We start from the raw sequence: 16991 nt of genomic DNA, 5'->3' as shown, positions 1-16991 counted from the left end.
TCCAAACCTCCCCCACCCCTTCCAAAGATTTTCGACTGGTGGGGAGGCCGCGCAACAGAAGTTCGTTCCGGCGGAAGGTGGAAAAGCGGGAGACGCACTCAAAGCGAAAAGATCTTTTTGTGCTGATTGCTGGTTACTTCATTATAAGGAAAGCCGTCTGAAAATATCCCGTTCAAGCGGCTTTTTTTGTTTATGGGGAAAACGTCAAACGGGGATTCGATAAAGCCAAAAGTCTTTGGAAAGGGAGGGATGGGGTTTGGGGAAGGGAGAGAAAAGCTTTTCTCCAGAAAAGTTTTCCCTCCCTTCCCCAATATTCATTCCCTTCCGCCTACACAATCTTCACGCCGCCGATCCAGTGGGCGGCGACGCGGCCCTTAAGGGACTGGCCGAGCCACGGGGTATTGTGGCTCTTGGAGTAGAGGGTCTCGGGAGTGACCTGCCATTCGAGGTCAGGATCGAAAAGGAAGAAGTCGGCGGGCGCGCCGGGCTCGAACGTGTTGACCGGCAGGTTGAATACGCGGGCGGGTTCCGTGGCCCAGAGGCGGATGAGGTCGGCTTCGGTCAGCACGCCTTCACGGACAAGCCCGTAGGTGATGGTCAGGGCGAGATCCATGCCCGTGAAACCGTTGGGCGCTTCGTCAAAGGGCGTTTCTTTTTCGTGCGCGGCGTGCGGGGCGTGGTCGGTGGCAAACATGTCGATGACGCCGGTTTTCACGGCTTCGCGCATGGCGGCAACGTCGGCGGGCGTGCGCAGCGGCGGGTTCACCTTGGCGAGCGTGTTGTAGCCGTTCACGGCGGTATCGTCGAGCGTCAGGTAGTGCGGGGTCGTCTCTGCGGTCACCTTGACGCCGCGCGATTTGCCCCAGGCGATAATGTCGACCGTGCGCTTGGCGGAAACGTGCGCGATGTGCACGGGTACGCCGAGATAGTCGGCCAGCAGGATGCTGCGCGAAGCCTGAATGGTTTCGGCCACGTCGGGCTGGCCTTTGACGCCGAGGACGCCGCTGGTCACGCCTTCGTTCATGTGCGACTTGGCGGCAAGATAGGGATCCTCGCAGTGGTCGATGACGATGAGATCGAGATCGGCGGCGTATTCCAGCATCCGGCGGAAGATTTCGGTATTGCCTACGGGGCGCCCGTCGTTGGAGATGGCGACGCATCCGGCGTCTTTGAGCTCGGACATGCGGGTGAGTTCCTCACCCTTGAGGCCGACGGTGGCCGCCCCGATGGGATGGACGCGGGGACCGTTGGGCCACGAGCGGCGGGCGGACTCAAGGATCTGTTCCGTTACCGCGGCGTCGTCGTTGACCGGATCGGTGTTCGCCATGCAGAGGATGGCTCCGAACCCGCCGTGCGCGGCGGAACTGAGGCCCGTGGCCACGGTTTCCTTCCATTCATAACCGGGCTCGCGCAGGTGCGTGTGCACATCAATGAAACTCGGGAACAGGATTTTCCCGGCGGCATCCACGGTTTCGGCGTCGGCGGGCGCATTGATGGAAGCGCTGAGGGACTGCACCTTGCCGTCGACGACGAGCAGGTCCACGGAGTCGCCCAGATAGCGGGCGTTTTTAATAAGAAGAGAGGACATCGGCGATCTCCGTTGTTAGAGGTTGTCCTTGATGTCGGGACGGGTGGCGAGCAGATAGAGAACGGCCATACGAACCGAAACCCCGGCGGAAACCTGATCGAGGATCAGCGACTGGGCGCTGTCCGCCAGAGCGTCGGAAACGTCGAGCCCGCGCAGGATGGGGCCGGGGTGCATGATGTGCGCGCCGGGCTTGGTCAGTTCCATGTGGGCCGTGGTGAGGCAGAAACGTTTGGAATATTCGCGCAGGTCGGGGAGCAGGCCCGCCTGCTGGCGTTCGAGCTGAAGGCGCAGGCACATGACGGCGTCCATGTCGCGCACGGCTTTCTTGCTGTCCGTGTAGACCGTGACGGGCCAGTTGTCCACGCCCGCGGGCAGGAGGGTACGCGGGGCGCACAGGCTGACGTTCACGCCGAGTTTGGTGAGCAGCAGCACGTTGGAGCGGCAGACGCGGCTGTGGGCGCAGTCACCGAGGATAAGCAGGTTTTTGCCTTTGAAGGCGTTCCGGTCGTGTCCCCAGACCTGACGCAGGGAAAAGGCGTCGAGCAGGGCCTGGGTGGGATGCGCGTGCCAGCCGTCCCCGGCGTTGACCACGCCGCAATGCAGGCGCTCGGCGAGGAACTGGGCCGCGCCGCTGCTGGAATGGCGGATGACAATGACATCGGGGTTCATGGCCTGAAGCGTCAGGGCCGTGTCCTTCATGCTTTCGCCTTTCTGAAGGCTGGAGCCGGATTTCGCCAGCCCGAAGGTGTCGGCGGAAAGGCGCTTGCCCGCCATGTCAAAAGAGGTCTTGGTGCGGGTGCTCGGTTCGGCGAAGAAGAGGACGACGCTTTTTCCCTTGAGGATAGGGACTTTTTTGACTGGCCGGGAGTTGATTTCGTGCAGGTTTGCGGCAGTATCGAGCAGGTGGAAAAGTTCTTCCTGCGTCAACTGATCCACATCCAGCAAGTCTTTGTGGGGCCAATGGAAGGTTTCCTGTTGCATGGCGGCTTCTCGCGGGTTGACGTTGGAGCCTGTCGTCTCGGCAGGCCGATAGCGTATCGGCGGAAAACGGAAAAGCTCAAAAAAAACCCCGCTGGAACAACGGGGGATAGAGAGAAACCGGGGCAATGCCGTTTCGGATGGCTTCGGGATGTTCGTGGCGGCGGAGGATAAAGAGCATTCGGCTTCTCTGAGATGGTTGATGGTTTTTGGGCGTATGCCCACACGGTACAATATGCGGACTGCCCCTTGATGTAAAGTTTTTTTTGTATGGGTTTGTGCCGGAGCGTAAAACGGGATAAGAGAGGCCATCCCGTGAACCGTATCCCGGAGTATCTATGCTTTTGTATATCCATGTACCGTTCTGCCGCCGCAAATGCTGGTATTGCGCTTTTTATTCCAATCCGTCGACCCGTTCGGGCGATGAAATGTCCGTGTATCTTTCAGCTCTGTATGCCGAGCTGGGGCAATGGGGGCGGCGTCTCGGCAGAGTGCCCGTGGAGAGCGTTTTCTTCGGCGGCGGCACGCCAAGCCTGCTTGATCCGGATCAACTGGCGGGCGTGCTGGATTGTGTGGGACGGATGTTTGAAGTGTTGCCCGGAGCGGAAATCAGCATGGAAGCCAACCCGGATTCCCTGCATACGGCGGAAAAGGCAAGCGGGGTCCTGGCGGCGGGCGTCAACCGGATTTCGCTCGGCGTGCAGTCGCTGCATGACGGGATGCTGGAAAGGCTCGGACGGCTGCATAGGGCGGATGCGGCGCGGGAGGCGTTCCGGGCCATACGGGAAGCGGGCTGCGCCAACCTCAGCCTTGATCTGATGTGGGGCCTGCCGGGGCAGACGCTGGAACAATGGCTGGACGATGTGCGCGCGGCAATCGCGCTTGGGCCGGAGCATGTTTCCGCGTATGGGCTGACCCTTGAGCCGGGGACGCCTCTCGCGGAGTCCTGTGGGGATGCGGATCTCCCTTCGGAAGACGTGCAGTGCGCCATGTATCTTGAAGGCATCCGGCTGTTTGAGGAGGCTGGGCTGCATCATTATGAGGTGTCCAACTTTGCCAGAGATGGTTTCCGGTGCCGCCACAATCTGGGGTACTGGGAAGGCCGGGACTATCTGGGGGTCGGCCCTGCGGCGACATCCACGATCGGTGGGGAGCGCTGGACCAATCCGGAGGGGGAAGGCTGGTTGGAGCAGGTGCGGGAAGGGCGCCGCTGCCCTGAGCGAGAACCGTTGGATCGGGCAACGCGGGCGCTGGAGCTCATGATGCTGCGCCTGCGAACCGTGGATGGTTTGCCGCTGGATGCCTATGAGTCCTTGGCCGGACGCTCGTTTCTGGGGGATCACGGGCCGTTCGCCCACCGCCTCTGTGCTGAGGGGCTGGCCCGCATGGAGAACGGGGTGTTTCGGCTTACGGATGAAGGGATGCTTGTTTCCAACAGTATCCTCGGTGAACTTTTTGAAGAGGAACCCGAAAGCGCGGAATAAGGATTTCATCGAGGAAAAGAGGAACGTCCCTTATAATTATAGAAGGGGGGATTCCCATGCCCCTCCCCTCGCTGGACAAGGGTGACGTGCCCGTATATGGTATTTGCCTGTATATGTTTCAGCTTATTTATTGAAAATATTTATAAAAACAAACGGATGCGATTATGTCCGAACAGATGTGCGAACAGCGCCGCGAACGCCTGCGTGCGTTGATGCGGGAACAGGGAATCGAAGCGCTTTTGATCAGCCATGCGGCGAACCGGTACTATCTTTCGGGTTTCGAACTGCATGATGTGCAGTTGAACGAAAGCGCCGGCCGCCTGATTGTGATGGCAGACGGTAAAGACTGGATCTTGACGGATTCGCGCTATCTGGACGCTGCCCGGCGGCTGTGGGAACCCGAGCGGGTTTTCATCTACGGTGCGGACGCGCCGGAAGATATCGCCAAGCTCTTAAAGGGGCTTGTGCCCGGCAAAACCATCGGCTTTGAGGCCCGCGCGGTCACGCTGGAATTCTATGAAAAATTCGCGGAAACGCTGGCGGGATCGGGCTGCCGCCTTTCAAAGGCTGACGGTCTGGTTGAACGGCTTCGCGTGATCAAAGATACGGAAGAGATCCGGCGTATGGAGATTTCCTGCCGCCTGAACCAGCAGATGATAGAGTGGCTGCCCGGCGTGCTCGTGCCCGGGCGAAGCGAAGCCGCCGTTTCATGGGACATTGAAATGTTTTTCAGGCATCACGGGGCGACCGAGCTGGCCTTCACGAGCATTGTGGGGCATGGCCCCAACGCGGCGCTCCCGCACTACCTGCCCTCCAAAGACGCCCTTCTGGAGGCGGAAAATCTTGTGCTGGTGGATGTGGGGTGCCGTCTGGAAGACTACTGCTCCGATCAGACCAGGACTTTCTGGGTCGGTGAAAAGCCGACGGAGCGATTCAAAAAGACGCTGGAGGCCGTACAAGAAGCGCAGCACAGGGCTATCCGGGCTATCCATCCCGGTGTTCTGGCCTGTGATGTGTATAAGGCGGCCAGAGGGCACTTCGAGTCTCTCGGCGTTGCCGAAGCCTTTACGCATGGGCTCGGGCATGGCGTCGGACTGGAAACCCACGAGGGGCCGAGCCTTAACGGACGCAACAAAACCCCGCTTGAGCCCGGAATGATCGTGACCGTGGAGCCCGGCCTGTACTTCCCTGAATGGGGCGGGATCCGCTGGGAGCACATGGTGCTGGTCACTGAAGACGGCTGCCGGGTCCTGTAAGGTGAGCTCGTGAATATCGCTTTTGTGAATTCCACGTTTGGATGGGGCGGCGTAAAGACTTGGTACCTGCAATTTGCCGAGCGCCTTGCCAAGCGTGGTAATCATGTCTTTGTATACGGCAGGCAGCCTGAATTCATTGATGCGGCAAGAAAACGGGTGGGGCACGGTGAGCAGGTTTCTTTCGGCGCGGATTTGAATCCGTCAGCAATCCGTTTTTTTTATAATGCGTTTAAAAAGCACGATATTGATGTCATCATAACGAACATAGGAAAGGATATTGCGACGGCTGGGGTTGCCGCGCGGCTGCTGAACATTCCAGTCGTACAAAGGATCGGTCTGCCGGAGGATATTCCATATCGGTTGAAAACCCGGTTGCTGCATACATGGATACGTCCAGCTTTTTTATGCCCATGCCGCTTCATCGCCGAAGGCTTCATCAAGAGTCTCCCATATATAAAAGCTGAAGACGTACATGTCGTTCTGAATGGTAAAAAAGCTTCCAGTATTCCTCTGGAATTGCACCACCCCCGGCGCTTGGTATGCACCCAACAGCTCGAATCCGATAAGGGACATGCTATGTTGCTACGAGCATTATCCCGAGTTTCGGACGCTTTCGAATTACACATATGGGGAAAAGGCAGAGAAGAAAAAGGGTTACGCAAACTCGCGCAGGATCTTGGATTGTTCGATCGCGTTGTCTGGCATGGCTTTTCCATGAATATAATGGATGATCTGCAAGCCGGGGATATTTTTCTGCTGGCCTCCTATTCCGAAGGATTGCCCAACACATTGCTCGAAGGCATGGCTGCGGGATTGCTGCCGATTACCCGTGAAGTTGGGGGTGTTGCTGAAGTAATCCCCGAGGCATTGCGGAGGTGGATGCTGCCTTATGAGGCGAAGGAAGACCTTTTTGCGGAAACCATCAGTGCTGCTATAAATCTCCCGGATACGGAGCTGCTGAAACTGCGTGAGGGGGCCCGCGAAACCTGCAGGACGCGTTTCGATATTGATGGCCAGGCGGAAAAGCTGGAAAACTGGCTGCAGCGCCTTGTTCCAAGGGGAAAGCAATGTACTCAATTTTGACTTGTGCGGATACGAATTTTTATCCAATGGCATTGTGCCTTGCACGGAACATTCGGCGCTATCCGGGATACAAGCTTTTTCTATATGACTTGGGATTACAGGATACTGAACGCGAAAAGTTACGTGAACTTGATGTAACTATTGAGCAAATACCACAGCAGCAAGATATTTTTTCTTTCAATAGCAAGAAAAATATCCGTGCTACCCATAAGATGGGCTGTATTGAACATTTTCTTCAGAAATATCAGAACGGTGTTTTAGTATTAGATGCGGATGTATTGATTATTAATGATGCCGTTAACGAGATTTTTCCTTCAGAGAAGGAGATTGTAGTCACATATCGTTGTGATCGGGAAAAGAAGCCTCACATCCTCGTGAATGGAAAAATTAACACGGGGGTTATGGGGTTTGGTTCTGATATTGAATCTTCTTTTTTTAATGAATGGAAAAAACTGTGTGAAGATGGTGAGCATACTGATCAATCCGCTCTCAGTACGCTGTTGGAACGTCAAGTAGAGTTAGGAAAGATCAATTCTCGACAGATGTATGATAGTTATAGTGTCCGTGTTCTTGATGGTAATATTTATAATGATGTAACATGTCGAATTGGAAAAATTTTTCATTTTAAGAGCGCGGGACGGAGACGTAATAAACATTTTGGCTTTATGCTCTTTGCGTTTCTTCAGCGCCTGTTTCCAGAAACCATATCATGGTGTGTTGAAGTCAATCGGAAATATCGTTGGTTTATTTGGCATAAATAAAATATCTATCAGCATCAATTTATCCAGAGAAGGGATTTTATGCCATCAAGAATGTTGCGCCGTTTTCTCTGTTGTTTAACAGAGAGTAATACGGTTTTTTTTGTTGCTGTTTATGTGTTATTTTTTTTGTTATTTTTTAACCGTGGTATCTTTATATCCTTATACTTGGCTACATTACTGGGATTCATGCTTTTGTATCCTATATTGAAAAAAGACTATACAATATTTGTTCATTACTTGTGGATTCCATTTTTGTTTTTCGCTTATATCGCCTTAACGCCAGGTATGCTCTTTAAAGATATAAACCTCAGTGGGACAATGTTTTTTTCGTTTATTGTTGGTGTATCTTTCGCTATCTTCCTTAAGGATAAACTTTGGTATATAGGTTGCGGAATGCTGTTTGCATTGATAGCCTCTCTAATTATTTTTTTAGTACGAGGTTTTCCAGAGGATATGTTGTGGAATGGAAGGATGCGGCTATTTTTTGACCATCCTAGCGTTTTATCTTTCATCACCGGATTACTTTTTTTGTTCTTTGTTAATAAATGGAATACTCAGAATCCAGGAAGAAAAAAAATCGCTACGATTGGAAGTTTTATTTCCTTTTCGATTGTTGCGCTTTGTGCTGCTCGGGGGACTTTTCTCGCGGTTGCTCTTGGAAGTATTTTTTTGGGAATCGTCATCTACCGCCGCTACTGGGGCCAATTTTTTTTGGTAGCTATCGTGTGTGGAGGAATACTTTTAAGTCTACTCTCTGCTCATGAAAGAGAGCGTGCTTTATCTGCTATCCAAAATCCTTTTGAGGACGCGACATTTATTTCGCGTCAACCTATATGGGACGCCGCTATCGCAGGATTCAAAGAATCCCCTCTCATCGGAAATGGTTTTAGGACATTTGAATCTTATCATGAACGTTTCATCACAGAGTATGCTAAGGAGCTCAATGCAAAATATCCGGTTGTTGAAACATCAATTGCTAGTCCTCATAATATGTATTTAGGTATAGCTTTTGGTTATGGTTCTATTGGTATTATATTGTTGCTAGCGATATTGTTGCCTGCTATCCGGTGGGCAATTATCGATAAAGTGTATTTATTTCCTGCCGTATTGTTTTTTTATGCAGGGTACGGTTTGTTTGATTATCCGCTTCATAGAAAGGATGGTATCCTTCTGCTTTTCTTCCCGTTGGGCTTCATGTATGGGAGGCGTCTGCTGGTAGCGCTACAGCGCCAACTTCCAGCACAACACGACCAACCCTGCGGCGCTCAGGCCGAGTAGCGTATTTATGACCGGAGAGGGGAGGGCTGTACGCCGTGATATCCAGCTTGCGGTCCCTCCCACAATGAAGCCGGAGAGCAGTCCGAACAGGTGTGCGGCGTAATCCGTTTTGTCGCCTTCCGTGCCGAGCATGGCGAGGATGCCCGTGCCTGCGGCCAACAGGAGGATGCCTCTGCGCCAGGAGAGCTTTCCGGTATCGCTCTGCGTTCTGCTGCCCCACCCTTGAAGGGCCATGAATCCGGAAAGCACGCCCACCGTGCCGAAAAGGGCCGTGGAGAAGCCGAGGCTGATATGCCCGGCGGGGCGGTACCATGCGTTGAGGGCGTTGCCGAAGGTTCCGGCCAGCAAGATAAGAAAGAGGCCAAGCCCGAGGCCCACCCTGCGGCAGAGCAGGATCAGAAAAGGCGCGCCGAACAGGACATTGCCGAAGAGGTGCTGGCTGTCGGCGTGCAGGGTCAATGCCGTAACGCAGCGATACCACTCTCCGAATGTCTTCACGCGAAAAACATCCAGTGAGCCGAGCCGCGACCACTCTTCAGATGGCAGATCCGGCAGGCCGGGAAGATGGGCCAAAAATCCCCAATGCATCCTGACGCCATGCCAGAGGATGAGCAGAAGCAGCACTGACAGTACCCAGTGCGCGTTGTTGTGCGTGGGGGGCTCGATATAGACAGGGCGTGGCTTTCGGCTTTCGGCCAGTACGGCCTCCAGCTCGGAACGGGCTTGGCGTTCGAGCAGGGCGGGGACATACAGGCGGAGCTTGTTGCCTCGTCCTGTAAGCATGTACGGGATGTTCCGGGAGGCGAGTATTGTGATCCAAAGATCGAACAGGTGCGGAGGAGGGAGGGTAGGCCGTTTTTCCCCGTCGTCGATCATCCTCCAAAAACGGGGGACGCTGTAGGGGCGCATCCACAAGCGCAGTTTACGCCTGCGCAGAGGAGGGCGGCGTGAAGGGATGGATGTGGCCTTCCGTGTGGGCGAGAGGGGGCGTGGTGGCGGTGTCATGTCCTTGAGGTAAGGTCTGTTCTCCAAAAAGCAAAAAAATCCCCGGCTGCGGACAACCGGGGATTTTTGGAAAACCATGCCGCAGACACGGAACTAGTCGGCCTTGCGGACAACGGGCTTCGTAACCACGCCGGAACGCAGGCAGCGGGTGCACACGGAAACCGTGCGGACTTCGCCGTTGGCGAACTGGTGACGCACGTTCTGAAGGTTGGGGTTGAACACACGCTTGGTCTTGATGTTAGAATGGCTCACATAGTTGCCGGTCTGGGGCTTTTTGCCACAAAATTCGCACTGCTTGGACATGACATCCTCCATATATTCGGACGGTCGCCCGAAAAAATCTTTCTAGGGGCACGGACTGTCCGCACCAAAGACTGGTTTCATATACGCTCTCCCAAAAAAACGCAAGAGGTAAGCCGCGTTTTTCGTACGGAACGGCTGGCTGTATTCCTTCCGTCGCGCGTCCGGAAGGGGAAAAGGAGCGGCGGGATTTCCGGAAAAGGTGCGCTTCTTCCTCTTGCCAGCGGGAACAATGGCGTGTAGGAACTGAGGGATTCATTATTCTTCATTTCCCTATATGATGGAGTGCCGCTGTTTCGGCGTGCGGCCATTGGTGTCAGCCGGTGGAGAGGCCGGTTGCGGACGAAACAAATCTACCCTTGCCCAGCGGGGAGCGATATGCCCAAGCGTACAGATCTCAAGAAGATCATGGTAATCGGTTCTGGCCCGATCGTCATCGGCCAAGCGTGCGAATTCGACTATTCCGGGACTCAGGGCATCAAGGCCCTGAAAGAAGAGGGATACGAGGTCGTACTGGTGAACTCCAACCCGGCGACCATCATGACCGACCCCGGGCTTGCGGATCGCACCTACATCGAACCTATCGAACCGGAAACGGTTGCCGCCATCGTGCGCAAGGAACGCCCGTGCGCCATCCTGCCCACTCTCGGCGGGCAGACGGGCCTGAACACGGCCCTCGCGCTGGCGAAATCCGGCGTGCTGGCCGAGTGCGGCACGGAACTCATCGGCGCGCGGGCCGAAGTCATCGAAAAGGCCGAAAGCCGCGAGCTGTTCCGTCAGGCGATGGAAAACATCGGCCTCAAGGTCCCTCAGAGTGCCATCGCCCACAATATGGACGACGTGCGCCGCATCGGTTCCTCCATGCCCTTCCCGATGATCATCCGCCCCGCCTTCACGCTCGGCGGCACGGGCGGCGGCATCGCCTACAATATGGAAGACCTTGAGGAAATCGCGGGTGACGGCCTGACCGCCAGCCCGGTGAGCGAAGTCATGATCGAGCAGTCGGTCATCGGCTGGAAAGAATTTGAGATGGAAGTCATGCGTGATACCGCGGACAACTGCGTGATCGTGTGCTCCATCGAAAACGTGGACGCCATGGGCGTGCACACCGGCGACTCCATCACCGTGGCCCCGGCGCAGACCCTCACGGACCGCGAATATCAGAAGATGCGCGACGCCTCCCTCGCCATCATGCGCGAAATCGGTGTGGAGACCGGCGGATCGAACGTGCAGTTCGGCGTCAATCCCGCTAACGGCGAACTCGTGATCATCGAGATGAACCCCCGCGTGTCCCGTTCCTCCGCGCTGGCTTCCAAGGCGACCGGCTTCCCCATCGCCAAGATCGCGGCCAAGCTGGCCGTCGGCTATACGCTGGACGAGCTCCGCAACGACATTACCCGCGAAACCTCCGCGTCCTTCGAACCCACCATCGACTACTGCGTGGTCAAGATTCCCCGCTTCACCTTTGAGAAGTTCCCCGGAGCCAAGGACGAACTGACCACCTCCATGAAGAGCGTGGGTGAGACCATGGCCATTGGCCGGACTTTCAAGGAATCGCTCCAGAAAGGGCTGCGTTCGCTGGAAATCGGGGCTATCGGCCTCGGCAGCAACTTCCGCGCCGCGTTGCCCTCGCGCGAAGAACTCATGGGTAAGCTCCGTACGCCCAACTCGCGCCGTATGTTCGCCATCCGTCAGGCTATGCTTGTCGGGTTCACGCTGGAAGAACTCCATGAAATCACGTTGATCGATCCGTGGTTCCTGCGCCAGATCAAGGAAATCGTGGATATGGAAGGGCAGATCCGCGACTTTGCGCTGGCCAACTCCATGACACCCGACAATCCGGAAATGGTCGCCGTGCTCCGCAAGGCCAAGGAATTCGGTTTCTCCGACCGTCAGCTTGCGGAAATGTGGAAGAAGCCCGAAGGCGACATCCGTGCCCTGCGCCGCGAAACCGGCACCGTGCCCACCTACTATCTGGTGGATACCTGCGCCGCGGAATTCGAAGCCTACACTCCCTATTTCTATTCGACCTATGAAACGGGTCAGGAAGTGGTTCCCGCCGACCGCAAAAAGGTCATCATCCTCGGCGGCGGCCCCAACCGCATCGGGCAGGGCATCGAGTTCGACTACTGCTGCTGCCACGCTTCCTTCGCCCTCAAGGACGCCGGGGTTCAGGCCATCATGGTCAACTCCAACCCCGAGACCGTTTCCACCGACTACGACACGTCCGACCGCCTCTATTTCGAGCCGCTGACTTTTGAAGACGTGATGCACATTGTGGAAAAGGAACGGCCCGACGGCGTGATCGTCCAGTTCGGCGGCCAGACGCCGCTAAACCTCGCCGTGCCGCTGTTGCGCGCGGGCGTGCCCATCCTCGGCACCAGCCCGGACGCCATCGATCGCGCCGAAGACCGCGAACGTTTTCAGGCTCTGCTCCAGAAGCTGTCGCTTCTCCAGCCCGCCAACGGCACGGCGACCACGCTGGAAGAATCCCGCGAGATCGCCCACCGCATCGGCTATCCCATTGTGATCCGCCCGAGCTACGTGCTTGGCGGGCGGGCCATGATGATCGTCTATGACGACGAGGAGATGGCGGAATACTTCGCGCTGCATGTCGGCAAGCAGAAGCTTGAGCATCCCGTGCTCATCGACAAATTCCTTGAAAACGCCATTGAAGTGGACGTGGACGCGCTGTCCGACGGTGAGGACGTGTACGTCGCCGGGGTTATGGAGCACATCGAAGAAGCGGGCATCCACTCGGGCGACTCCTCTTGCGTGTTGCCTCCCTATTCGCTGCCCGCCGAGACCGTCGCCGAAATCGAACGCCAGACCGTGGCCCTTGCCAAGGAACTGCGCGTCGTCGGCCTGATGAACATCCAGTTCGCGGTCAAGGATGGGGTTGTGTTCATCCTCGAAGTGAACCCCCGCGCCTCCCGTACCGCGCCGTTCGTCTCCAAGGCCACGGGCGTGCCCCTGCCGCGTCTCGCCACGCAGGTCATGCTCGGCAAGACCCTCAAGGAACTGGACCCCTGGTCCATGCGCCGTTCCGGGTACGTGTCCGTCAAGGAATCCGTCTTCCCGTTCCGCCGCTTCCCCGGCGTGGACATCCTGCTCGGACCTGAAATGCGTTCCACCGGCGAAGTCATGGGCATCGCCCCGACCTTTGAGGAAGCTTTCCTCAAGGGGCAGTGGGGCGCGGGCCAGAAGTTGCCGGAAGGCGGCAAGGTGTTCCTGTCCGTGAACGACCGCGACAAGCGCTTTGTGGCTGAGGTCGCCCGCCAGTATGTGGATCTCGGTTTCGAACTGCTCGCCACCTCCGGTACCGCCGGGCTTTTGGCTGGGCAGGGCATCCCGTCCACCCGCGTGCTCAAGGTGTATGAAGGCCGCCCGAACATCGTCGACCTCATCAAGAACGGCGAAGTCTCGCTGGTCATCAACACCGCCTCGGGCAAGCGCACCGCGCACGACTCCAAGGCTATCCGGCAGGCTACGCTCCATTACGGCGTGCCGTACAGCACCACGTTGTCCGGCGCGAAGGCCATTGCCCGCGCCATCGGTGCGGCCCGGACCACCGAAGTGCGCGTAAAGAGCCTTCAGGAATACTATAAGGGCGAGTAACCCGCGGGAAGGGCTCTCTGATAAGGAGGCCCTCCCTCGTTCCTCCCCTGTTGAAAGCCTCTTTAAGGAGGGGGCGGTTCTCCGCGTGTTGCAAGAACCGGAAGTTTTTTTTATCATTTCTCCCTCCTTTTTTGAAAAGATACCCGGCCTTCCGGGACGGCGGCGGAAACGGTATGCAACCGTGATGCCGTTGTACCGGAAGGCTTGCCTGTTTCGGTCAGCCTGCGGCCTCTCGCGGAAACGCGATGCCGGAATCCCTGCCCTTGTCTGGGGCGGAAGGCTATCCGCCGACGGGGGCGGGACACTGCCGGGAATGGGGCAAAGCCCCGCTGGACTGCGACAAGCGTACAACGAACGCCCTGCCTCCGCGGGCGTTATCCACTGACCACAACAAAGGTCGACGGAGCGGAAGGAAAGCCTGAAGAGGGCGGAAGAAGCCTTTCTTCAAGGGGCTTTTTCCGCCCTCTTCGTGACAAAAGGTATTGTATGTGCGGAATTTTTGGTATTTCTGGACATCCTGAAGCGGCTCGGATGGCCTATTTCGGTCTGTACGCCCTCCAGCATCGTGGGCAGGAAAGCACGGGCATCGCAAGTTATGACGGCAAGCACATCCGGCTGCACGCGGGCATGGGGCTCGTGCCGGACGTATACGACGAGGCGACGCTCGGTCAGGAATTGCAGGGCAACAGGGCCATCGGCCACGTGCGTTACTCCACCTCGGGGGTTTCGGTTCGCAAAAACGCCCAGCCGCTGGTCGTCCGGGTTTGCGGCATCGAGATCGCGCTGGCCCACAACGGCAATCTGACCAATGCCTCGGAACTCCGCGGCGAACTGGAAAGCGAAGGCGCCATCTTCCAGACCAGCAGCGACAGTGAAATTTTCGTGCACCTCATTGCGCGCAGCCTTGCCAAAAAGAAGGATCTTGAGGAGGCTATCCTCTCCGCTTGCGATCGCGTGCGCGGGGCGTATTCCCTCATCATCCTGTCCGAAGGCCGCATCATCGCGCTGCGCGACGCCCACGGCTTCCATCCGCTGGCTATGGGCAAGGTGGACGACGCCTATGTATTCGCTTCCGAAACCTGCGCTTTTGACCTGTTGGAGGCCGAATATCTCCGTGAAGTGTTGCCCGGCGAAATGGTTGTCGTCGACGGCGACAAGGTCGTCAGCCGCCCGCTCAACAACGCCGGCAAGGTGCCTGTCCGCCAGTGCATTTTTGAGCTGGTCTATTTTGCCCGCCCCGACTCCATCGTGTTCGGTGAAGACGTGTATCAGTGCCGCAAGCACATGGGCTACGAAATGGCCAAGGAAGCGCCCACCGACGCCGAACTGGTCATGCCGTTCCCGGACTCCGGCGTGTACGCGGCCATCGGTTTTGCTCATGCCGCCGGTGTGCCCTACGAACAGGCGTATATCCGTAACCACTACGTGGGCCGCACCTTCATTCAGCCCTCCCAGACCATGCGCAATTTCGGCGTCCGCGTGAAGCTGAACCCGGTGCGTTCCATGATCAAGAACCGTCGCATCTGCATCGTCGACGACTCCATCGTGCGCGGCACGACGGTTCGCACCCGCGTAGTCAAGCTGCGTGAGCTGGGCGCTCGTGAGGTACATTTCCGCGTGAGCTGTCCGCCGTTGCGCCATCCCTGCTTCTACGGGATCAATTTCTCGTCCCGCGGGGAACTCGTGGCCGCCAACCACCCTCTGGAAGCCTTGCCCGGCCTGCTGAATCTTGATTCGCTTCATTACCTCACCATCGAAGGGCTGCTGAACTCGGTTTCCGAGCCGGACAAGTACTGTCTCGCCTGTTTCAATGGTGAATACCCGGTTGCTTGCGGCGGGCAGTGCTCCTGCTGCGGTTCCGCAGAGTAGCCACTGGAAAGGAACGCCATGACGCAGAAGATTGTCCTGTACGATACGACCCTCCGCGACGGCACGCAGGCCGAAGACGTCAACCTGTCGACCCCGGATAAAATCAAGATCGCCTTGCGCCTTGATGAATTCGGCATCGACTACATCGAAGGCGGCTGGCCCGGTTCCAACCCGGTGGACGTGGCGTTTTTCAAGGAGATCGCCAACTATCACCTGAAATACGCCCGTATCGCCGCGTTTGGGAGCACGCACCATCCCGACAACAAGGCGGAAGACGACCCGAATCTGAACGCGCTTATCGCTTCCGGCGCGACGGCGGGGACGATTTTCGGCAAATCGTGCGAACGCCATGCGAAGGAAGCCCTGCGTCTGGACCCCAAACGGAATCTGGATATCATCCGTAATTCGGTGGCCTACTTGAAGCGCTCCATGCCGGAAGTCTATTTTGACGCGGAGCACTTTTTCGACGGCTACAAGCGGAATGCGGAATACTCGCTGGCGGTCCTGCGGGCCGCGCACGAGGCGGGCGCGCTGATCATCAATCTGTGCGACACCAATGGCGGCACCCTGCCGAACGAGATGCAGCAGATTGTTTCGGATCTGCGCGTGGCCTTGCCGGAAGTGCGGCTCGGCATCCATACGCACAACGACTGCGAGATGGCGGTGGCGAATACCATCGTTGCCGTGCAGGCTGGCGCGGAAATGGTGCAGGGCACGATCAATGGGGTGGGCGAGCGCTGCGGCAATGCCAACCTGTGCTCGATCATTCCGGTATTGCAGGTGAAATGCGGTTTGACCTGCTTGCCTGAGCCCGCGGATGTGCGGCTCCGCCAGCTGACCAAACTGTCGTCCTACTTCGCCGAAGTGGCGAATATGAAGCCGTTCAACCGCCAGCCTTTCGTGGGCAATTCCGCGTTTGCGCACAAGGGCGGGGTGCACGTCAGCGCCGTCAACCGCTGTTCCTCCCTGTACGAGCATATGGAGCCGGAGTTGGTCGGCAACGGCCAGCGCATTCTGATCACGGAGCTCGGCGGACGGAGCAATATCGTTTCGCTGGCCCGCCGGTTCGGGTTCCATCTGGACAAGGACGAGCCCGTGGTCAAGGGGCTGTTCAACGAGCTGAAAAAGAAGGCCAGCCTCGGGTATGACTACGCGTCCGCTGAAGCCAGCGTCGAGCTGCTCATCCTGCGCAAACTGGCGCGGCGCGGCGTCCGGGACTTCTTCAAGCTGGTGCAGTACCATGTGAGCGCCGTGCGTGACGCCAGCCATGAGTTGCCGATGGAAGAAGCCACGGTCATGGTGGAAGTGGAGGGTGCCGTCGAGCATACCGCAGCCACCGGCAACGGCCCGGTCAACGCGCTTGATACCGCGCTCCGCAAGGCGCTTCTGCCGTTCTATCCGCGTTTGAAGGAAATGAAGCTGTTGGACTTCAAGGTCCGCGTCCTTTCCGCTTCCGACGGTACGGGCGGGACGGCCTCCGTTGTCCGTGTGCTTATCGAATCGGGCGACGCCGACAGCACATGGGTGACCGTGGGCGTGTCGCATGACATCATCGAAGCCAGCTGGCAGGGGCTTGTGGATTCTGTCGTGTATAAGTTGTATCGCGACGAGGAGGAGCAGCGGAAGCTCCGCGACTTGCGGTAGAGACAGAATGCGAGAGTGGAATTGGGGAAGGAAAGGGGAACCTTCTGGAGAAGGAGAGAGCACCCCTACGGCTCTTCTTTCCCTCCCAAAAACTGCAACGCGGCTCGCGCCCTTCTCTCTCTCTCTC

13 protein-coding genes are annotated in these 16991 nt (G+C 57.3%); 9 read left to right on the top strand and 4 right to left on the bottom strand.

Annotation, left to right across the window (positions count from 1 at the left end):
- On the top strand, positions 1–223 hold a 223-nt coding region (locus HMPREF0178_RS22430), incomplete at its 5' end, for a hypothetical protein (RefSeq protein WP_232281197.1).
- Positions 224–328: 105 nt separating this feature from the next.
- Here the strand turns inward: HMPREF0178_RS22430 and HMPREF0178_RS04850 are convergent.
- Together HMPREF0178_RS04850 and HMPREF0178_RS04845 are read right to left on the bottom strand one after the other, a co-directional pair.
- Positions 329–1588, bottom strand: a complete 1260-nt coding sequence (locus HMPREF0178_RS04850) for a dihydroorotase (RefSeq protein ID WP_009379570.1) — start codon at positions 1586–1588, stop codon at positions 329–331.
- Positions 1589–1603: 15 nt separating this feature from the next.
- The gene (locus HMPREF0178_RS04845) at positions 1604–2569 is read right to left on the bottom strand and encodes an aspartate carbamoyltransferase catalytic subunit (protein WP_009379569.1); all 966 of its coding nucleotides are present in this window, start codon (positions 2567–2569) and stop codon (positions 1604–1606) included.
- 335 nt (positions 2570–2904) lie between these two features.
- On the opposite strand from HMPREF0178_RS04845, the gene hemW reads away from it, so the two are divergent.
- The 5 genes from hemW to HMPREF0178_RS20875 all read left to right on the top strand — a co-directional run bounded on the left by hemW (position 2905) and on the right by HMPREF0178_RS20875 (position 8428).
- Positions 2905–4050: a radical SAM family heme chaperone HemW gene (gene hemW / locus HMPREF0178_RS04840; protein WP_009379568.1), complete on the top strand. Its 1146-nt coding sequence runs from the start codon at positions 2905–2907 to the stop codon at positions 4048–4050.
- A 164-nt stretch (positions 4051–4214) separates the two neighbouring features.
- A complete protein-coding gene (locus tag HMPREF0178_RS04835) occupies positions 4215–5306 on the top strand; it encodes a Xaa-Pro peptidase family protein (RefSeq protein ID WP_009379567.1) in 1092 nt (363 codons plus the stop codon).
- 9 nt (positions 5307–5315) lie between these two features.
- The gene (locus HMPREF0178_RS04830) at positions 5316–6389 is read left to right on the top strand and encodes a glycosyltransferase (protein WP_039958575.1); all 1074 of its coding nucleotides are present in this window, start codon (positions 5316–5318) and stop codon (positions 6387–6389) included.
- Positions 6374–7150 carry a hypothetical protein gene (locus HMPREF0178_RS04825; protein WP_009379565.1) on the top strand — a complete coding sequence of 259 codons (777 nt, stop codon included), beginning with the start codon at positions 6374–6376 and terminating at the stop codon, positions 7148–7150. Before HMPREF0178_RS04830 ends, HMPREF0178_RS04825 begins: the two co-directional genes overlap by 16 nt.
- 39 nt (positions 7151–7189) lie before the next feature.
- A complete protein-coding gene (locus HMPREF0178_RS20875) occupies positions 7190–8428 on the top strand; it encodes an O-antigen ligase (protein ID WP_009379564.1) in 1239 nt (412 codons plus the stop codon).
- Here HMPREF0178_RS20875 and HMPREF0178_RS04820 read toward each other — a convergent pair.
- Together HMPREF0178_RS04820 and rpmB are read right to left on the bottom strand one after the other, a co-directional pair.
- A complete protein-coding gene (locus HMPREF0178_RS04820; RefSeq protein WP_232281196.1) occupies positions 8372–9211 on the bottom strand; it encodes a rhomboid family intramembrane serine protease in 840 nt (279 codons plus the stop codon). The genes HMPREF0178_RS20875 and HMPREF0178_RS04820 overlap by 57 nt on opposite strands.
- A 315-nt stretch (positions 9212–9526) precedes the next feature.
- A complete protein-coding gene (gene rpmB / locus HMPREF0178_RS04815) occupies positions 9527–9736 on the bottom strand; it encodes a 50S ribosomal protein L28 (RefSeq protein ID WP_009379562.1) in 210 nt (69 codons plus the stop codon).
- A gap of 375 nt (positions 9737–10111) precedes the next feature.
- Between rpmB and carB the strand changes: the two genes are divergently transcribed.
- The 3 genes from carB (at position 10112) to cimA (ending at position 16864) form a co-directional block, all read left to right on the top strand.
- Entirely contained in the window at positions 10112–13351 is a 3240-nt protein-coding gene (gene carB / locus HMPREF0178_RS04810) for a carbamoyl-phosphate synthase large subunit (protein WP_005029358.1), read from the top strand.
- 486 nt (positions 13352–13837) lie between these two features.
- The gene (gene purF, locus HMPREF0178_RS04805) at positions 13838–15220 is read left to right on the top strand and encodes an amidophosphoribosyltransferase (RefSeq protein WP_005029360.1); all 1383 of its coding nucleotides are present in this window, start codon (positions 13838–13840) and stop codon (positions 15218–15220) included.
- Positions 15221–15238: 18 nt separating this feature from the next.
- The gene (gene cimA / locus HMPREF0178_RS04800; protein ID WP_009379559.1) at positions 15239–16864 is read left to right on the top strand and encodes a citramalate synthase; all 1626 of its coding nucleotides are present in this window, start codon (positions 15239–15241) and stop codon (positions 16862–16864) included.
- The last annotated feature ends 127 nt before the right edge of the window (positions 16865–16991 follow it).

This window comes from Bilophila sp. 4_1_30 (assembly GCF_000224655.1).
Lineage (GTDB): Bacteria > Desulfobacterota > Desulfovibrionia > Desulfovibrionales > Desulfovibrionaceae > Bilophila > Bilophila wadsworthia.
Note: the sequence above shows the minus strand (reverse complement) of the source record. Positions and strands in the feature narration are given on the sequence as shown.

What these genes read in the sequence shown, in the direction of transcription:
- HMPREF0178_RS04835 (WP_009379567.1), top strand. Translation starts at nt 4,215, where the DNA reads ATGTCCGAACAGATGTGCGAACAGCGCCGCGAACGCCTGCGTGCGTTG.
- HMPREF0178_RS04820 (WP_232281196.1), bottom strand. Translation starts at nt 9,211, where the DNA reads ATGCTTACAGGACGAGGCAACAAGCTCCGCCTGTATGTCCCCGCCCTG.
- HMPREF0178_RS04825 (WP_009379565.1), top strand. Translation starts at nt 6,374, where the DNA reads ATGTACTCAATTTTGACTTGTGCGGATACGAATTTTTATCCAATGGCA.
- purF (WP_005029360.1), top strand. Translation starts at nt 13,838, where the DNA reads ATGTGCGGAATTTTTGGTATTTCTGGACATCCTGAAGCGGCTCGGATG.
- HMPREF0178_RS20875 (WP_009379564.1), top strand. Translation starts at nt 7,190, where the DNA reads ATGCCATCAAGAATGTTGCGCCGTTTTCTCTGTTGTTTAACAGAGAGT.
- HMPREF0178_RS04850 (WP_009379570.1), bottom strand. Translation starts at nt 1,588, where the DNA reads ATGTCCTCTCTTCTTATTAAAAACGCCCGCTATCTGGGCGACTCCGTG.
- HMPREF0178_RS04845 (WP_009379569.1), bottom strand. Translation starts at nt 2,569, where the DNA reads ATGCAACAGGAAACCTTCCATTGGCCCCACAAAGACTTGCTGGATGTG.
- carB (WP_005029358.1), top strand. Translation starts at nt 10,112, where the DNA reads ATGCCCAAGCGTACAGATCTCAAGAAGATCATGGTAATCGGTTCTGGC.
- hemW (WP_009379568.1), top strand. Translation starts at nt 2,905, where the DNA reads ATGCTTTTGTATATCCATGTACCGTTCTGCCGCCGCAAATGCTGGTAT.
- cimA (WP_009379559.1), top strand. Translation starts at nt 15,239, where the DNA reads ATGACGCAGAAGATTGTCCTGTACGATACGACCCTCCGCGACGGCACG.
- rpmB (WP_009379562.1), bottom strand. Translation starts at nt 9,736, where the DNA reads ATGTCCAAGCAGTGCGAATTTTGTGGCAAAAAGCCCCAGACCGGCAAC.